The organism is Corynebacterium suicordis DSM 45110 (genome assembly GCF_015351405.1).
Lineage (GTDB): Bacteria > Actinomycetota > Actinomycetes > Mycobacteriales > Mycobacteriaceae > Corynebacterium > Corynebacterium suicordis.
Map to the genome: position 1 here is coordinate 1,378,511 of NZ_JADKMY010000001.1, position 6,000 is coordinate 1,384,510.

The following is a 6,000-nucleotide window of genomic DNA, read 5'->3' on the forward strand; positions in this document are numbered from 1 at the left end:
TCAGAGCCCACTAAATAATAAATGCCGGCGGTGACCTACTCTCCCACACCCTCCCAGGTGCAGTACCATCGGCGCAGACAGGCTTAGCTTCCGGGTTCGGAAAGGGACCGGGCGTGACCCCGCCGCTAAAACCACCGACAAAACAAAACAGAACAAACCACACACCCAACCCCCACACACAAGTGCTTGGGGGTGGTGTGCCGTGTCGTCCCAGACACTGCACAGCAGACGCGAAAATATCTATTTTATGTTGTTACGCAACAGTCATCATGCACACCAACAACCAAAACTGTCAGTCATACTCGTTTAATCGTCTCGGTCAATTAGTACCGGTCACCTCCACACTTTACAGCGCTTCCAGATCCGGCCTATCAACCCCATAATCTATAGGGAACCTCAAAAGAAACCTCATCTCGAAACAGGCTTCCCGCTTAGATGCTTTCAGCGGTTATCCCTCCCATACGTAGCCAACCAGCCATGCCACGGGCGTGACAACTGGCCCACCAGAGGTATGTCCAACCCGGTCCTCTCGTACTAGGGTCAGCCTTTCTCAAGTTTCAACGCGCGCGGCGGATAGAGACCGAACTGTCTCACGACGTTCTAAACCCAGCTCGCGTGCCGCTTTAATGGGCGAACAGCCCAACCCTTGGGACCTACTCCAGCCCCAGGATGCGACGAGCCGACATCGAGGTGCCAAACCATCCCGTCGATATGGACTCTTGGGGAAGATCAGCCTGTTATCCCCGGGGTACCTTTTATCCGTTGAGCGACACCGCTTCCACAAGCCGGTGCCGGATCACTAGTCCCTACTTTCGTACCTGCTCGACCTGTCAGTCTCACAGTCAAGCTCCCTTGTGCACTTACACTCAACACCTGATTGCCAACCAGGCTGAGGGAACCTTTGGGCGCCTCCGTTACTCTTTGGGAGGCAACCGCCCCAGTTAAACTACCCACCAGGCACTGTCCCTAACCCAGATCATGGGCCGAGGTTGAGATGCTCAATTCGATCAGAGTGGTATTTCAACAACGACTCCACCACCACTAGCGTGATAGCTTCACAGTCTCCCACCTATCCTACACAAACCGAACCAAACACCAATACCAAGCTATAGTGAAGGTCCCGGGGTCTTTTCGTCCTGCCGCGCGTAACGAGCATCTTTACTCGTACTGCAATTTCGCCGGGCCTGTGGTTGAGACAGCAGGGAAGTCGTTACGCCATTCGTGCAGGTCGGAACTTACCCGACAAGGAATTTCGCTACCTTAGGATGGTTATAGTTACCACCGCCGTTTACTGGGGCTTAAATTCTCCGCTTCGGCTCGAAAGCCTAACAGGTCCTCTTAACCTTCCAGCACCGGGCAGGCGTCAGTCCGTATACATCGACTTATCGTCTTCGCACGGACCTGTGTTTTTAGTAAACAGTCGCTTCCCTCTACTCTCTGCGACCATCACCAGCTCACATCAGTCTGTCACCAGTAATGGTCCCCCTTCTCCCGAAGTTACGGGGGCAATTTGCCGAGTTCCTTAACCACAGTTCACCCGATCGCCTTAGTATTCTCTACCTGACTACCTGTGTCGGTTTAGGGTACGGGCCATATATGCACTCACTAGAGGCTTTTCTCGACAGCATAGGATCACCAAATTCCCCACAACGGGTATGCATCACGCCTCACCCTTCATGCAGGACGGATTTACCAATCCTGCGGGCCACACGCTTACACCACAATCCAATAAGTGGCTTGGCTACCTTCCTGCGTCACCCCATCGCTTGGCTACTACCAGTTCAGGTCCCACGCAGCCACACACAGGCACCATCCGAAGATGGCGAAAGTGTGCTTTTGGGTGGTTAGTATCACTGATTCACCATTGGTCGCACATACACGGGTACGGGAATATCAACCCGTTATCCATCGACTACGCCTGTCGGCCTCGCCTTAGGTCCCGACTCACCCTGGGAAGATTAGCTTGACCCAGGAACCCTTAGTCATCCGGCGGATGAGTTTCTCACTCATCATTCGCTACTCATGCCTGCATTCTCACTCGCATGGCCTCCAGCACTGGGTTACCCCGCACCTTCAATGGCCACACGACGCTCCCCTACCAATCCAACAACTAAATGTTGAATTCCGCGGCTTCGGCGGTGTACTTGAGCCCCACTACATTGTCGGCGCAGAACCACTCGACCAGTGAGCTATTACGCACTCTTTCAAGGGTGGCTGCTTCTAAGCCAACCTCCTGGCTGTCTTCGCGATCCCACATCCTTTTCCACTTAGTACACTCTTAGGGGCCTTAGCCGGCGATCTGGGCTGTTTCCCTCTCGACTACGAAGCTTATCCCCCGCAGTCTCACTGCCGCGCTCTAACTTACCGGCATTCGGAGTTTGGCTGATGTCGCTAAGATTGTAGTCCCGCTAAACCAACCAGTAGCTCTACCTCCGGCAAGAAACACACGACGCTGCACCTAAATGCATTTCGGGGAGAACCAGCTATCACGGAGTTTGATTGGCCTTTCACCCCTACCCACAACTCATCCCCTCAGTTTTCAACCTAAGTGGGTTCGCGCCTCCACAGCATCTTACTGCTGCTTCACACTGGCCATGGGTAGATCACCCCGCTTCGGGTCCAGGACATGCCACTAAAACACACTAGTTAGTATTCGCTTTCGCTACGACTACCCCACACTCGGGTTAACCTCGCGACATGCCGCTGACTCGCAGGCTCATTCTTCAAAAGGCACGCCATCACCCCAAAAGGCTCTGACGGATTGTAAGCACACGGTTTCAGGTACTATTTCACTCCCCTCCCGGGGTACTTTTCACCATTCCCTCACGGTACTATCCGCTATCGGTCACAATAAGTATTCAGGCTTACCGGGTGGTCCCGGCAGATTCACAGCAGATTCCACGAGCCCGCTGCTACTCGGGGACACTCAACAACAAGACACACACATGTTTTCACGTACCGGACTCTCACCGTCTACGGCAGGCCATTCCAAACCACTTCCGTTAACACATCCATATCCTGCACGGCCATGGCAGCACCGCACGTCAAGACCCCACAACCCCACACACGCAACCCCTGCCAGGTATCACACGCATATGGTTTAGCCAATAATCCACGTTCGCTCGCCGCTACTAGCAGAATCATTATTATTTTCTTCTCCTACGGGTACTGAGATGTTTCACTTCCCCGCGTTCCCTCCACACCAGCTATGAATTCACTAGTGGGTGACCGCACATAACTACGGCCGGGTTTCCCCATTCGGACATCCTCGGATCAACGCTCTATTGGCAACTCCCCGAGGCTTAACGCAGCCTTACACGTCCTTCATCGGCTCATCATGCCAAGGCATCCACCGTGTGCCCTTCACAACAATTAATACAATAAACCAGACACAAACCCACGACACTGCGCACCACCAAAGGTGATGCTCATGCGCGGGCGGTCATCAGGTGAACACAACAACAAAAAAATTGCATCACAAAATAAAGAAGATACTCGCGTCCACTATACAGTTCTCACACAACACACCAGCAGCCCACCAACCACACACCAAGGTGTAGCAGCACACTACCGGTTGAATTCAGGACATGATGTCCCAGACACCCAACAGACGTGACAAACCAAGATTCAAACACTTTTTAGATCCCACAACCATCCACACAGGAACGGCTACCAACACACACCTTCATCACTGTGAAGCCTTGTTGCCAAGACCCCACGATGCTCAGTGCGCCAGATGCGCATCACACCACGAAACAACCAGCCACATCCCCCGGATGCGACCTGCCATGATGATGCGTGATATACCACCAGTGTCACCACCAGCAGCAGTCATGCTTACTACCCACAAAAAATCTCATTAAAACTAAAAACTCCTTAGAAAGGAGGTGATCCAGCCGCACCTTCCGGTACGGCTACCTTGTTACGACTTCGTCCCAATCGCCGATCCCACCTTCGACAGCTCCCTCCCACAAGGGGTTAGGCCACTGGCTTCGGGTGTTACCAACTTTCATGACGTGACGGGCGGTGTGTACAAGGCCCGGGAACGTATTCACCGCAGCGTTGCTGATCTGCGATTACTAGCGACTCCGACTTCATGGAGTCGAGTTGCAGACTCCAATCCGAACTGAGGCCGACTTTAAGGGATTAGCTCCACCTCGCGGTATCGCAACCCACTGTATCGACCATTGTAGCATGTGTGAAGCCCTGGACATAAGGGGCATGATGATTTGACGTCATCCCCACCTTCCTCCGAGTTAACCCCGGCAGTCTCTCGCGAGTCCCCACCATTACGTGCTGGCAACACAAGACAAGGGTTGCGCTCGTTGCGGGACTTAACCCAACATCTCACGACACGAGCTGACGACAACCATGCACCACCTGTACACCAGCCACAAGGGAAGGACTATCTCTAGCCCGATCTGGTGTATGTCAAGCCCAGGTAAGGTTCTTCGCGTTGCATCGAATTAATCCACATGCTCCGCCGCTTGTGCGGGCCCCCGTCAATTCCTTTGAGTTTTAGCCTTGCGGCCGTACTCCCCAGGCGGGGCGCTTAATGCGTTAGCTACGGCACGGAAATCGTAGAAAGATCCCCACACCTAGCGCCCACCGTTTACGGCATGGACTACCAGGGTATCTAATCCTGTTTGCTCCCCATGCTTTCGCTCCTCAGCGTCAGTTACTGCCCAGAGACCTGCCTTCGCCATCGGTGTTCCTCCTGATATCTGCGCATTTCACCGCTACACCAGGAATTCCAGTCTCCCCTACAGCACTCTAGTTATGCCCGTATCGCCTGCAGACCCGGAGTTAAGCCCCGGGATTTCACAGACGACGCGACAAACCACCTACGAGCTCTTTACGCCCAGTAATTCCGGACAACGCTTGCACCCTACGTATTACCGCGGCTGCTGGCACGTAGTTAGCCGGTGCTTCTTATCCAGGTACCGTCACCACAAAGTGGCTTCTTCCCTAGCGAAAGGGGTTTACAACCCGAAGGCCGTCATCCCCCACGCGGCGTCGCTGCATCAGGCTTTCGCCCATTGTGCAAGATTCCCCACTGCTGCCTCCCGTAGGAGTTTGGGCCGTGTCTCAGTCCCAATGTGGCCGTACACCCTCTCAGGCCGGCTACCCGTCGTCGCCTTGGTAGGCCATTACCCCACCAACAAGCTGATAGGCCGCGGGCTCATCTCGTACCGAAAAAACTTTCCACCTTCCACACTAAAGGAAGGTCCTATCCGGTATTAGACCCAGTTTCCCAGGCTTATCCCGAAGTACGAGGCAGATCACCCACGTGTTACTCACCCGTTCGCCACTAATCCACCCTGCAAGCAGGGCATCATCGTTCGACTTGCATGTGTTAAGCACGCCGCCAGCGTTCGTCCTGAGCCAGGATCAAACTCTCCATAAAAGCCAAACCGGCACTTCACAAAAGAGCCAGACCAACTGGCAAAATAAACAACTACTGACAAAAAACAACCACCACACACAGCCTGCTTAAAACCATGCGCAGCATTCAATCGTTGTTCTTCGTAAAAATAAAATATTTCCAAATACCTAATTGGTGCTCCAAACGATCCACGGGGGTGGACCTCACACCAACTAGCCACAGTAGACAACCAACCCCCACAACTTAATGCGAAAAGGGCTAGGTGATTACGTATTCACACTCTTTTAAACCGTGCGCGTTACCGCACAGGTGGAACATGAACACACATCCAACAACCACTCGAAACACTCTCAACCCACCAGACAAGGTGCCACCAGCGCCACCATTTAAAGGCGGCTATCAACAGGTGCGAAGTGTACGCACCACCAGTGGACACCCACCAGCACCACACACCACAGTGTGTGATCAAAGGGGTTATACGAGCCAAGTGATCGGTCATCCGTACCACCCTGCAAGACACCAGAACGGTGTCAGGCGCAGGGCACTGTGGAATCTAAAAAATAAAAACTTGATTCATCACGCTATTGAGTTCTCAAACATCATATGCACACAAC

Annotated in this window: 3 rRNA genes; all 3 read right to left on the minus strand. The window is 53.3% G+C overall.

From position 1 onward, the window contains the following. Positions 1 to 22: 22 nt before the first annotated feature. Positions 23 to 139, minus strand: a 5S ribosomal RNA gene (rrf, locus tag IRY30_RS06380). A gap of 165 nt (positions 140 to 304) precedes the next feature. Continuing rightward, positions 305 to 3,376: ribosomal RNA gene (locus IRY30_RS06385) — 23S ribosomal RNA — on the minus strand. Positions 3,377 to 3,880: 504 nt separating this feature from the next. Next, positions 3,881 to 5,407: ribosomal RNA gene (locus IRY30_RS06390) — 16S ribosomal RNA — on the minus strand. The 16S, 23S and 5S rRNA genes sit together here, the layout of an rRNA operon. Between the last annotated feature and the right edge of the window lie 593 nt (positions 5,408 to 6,000).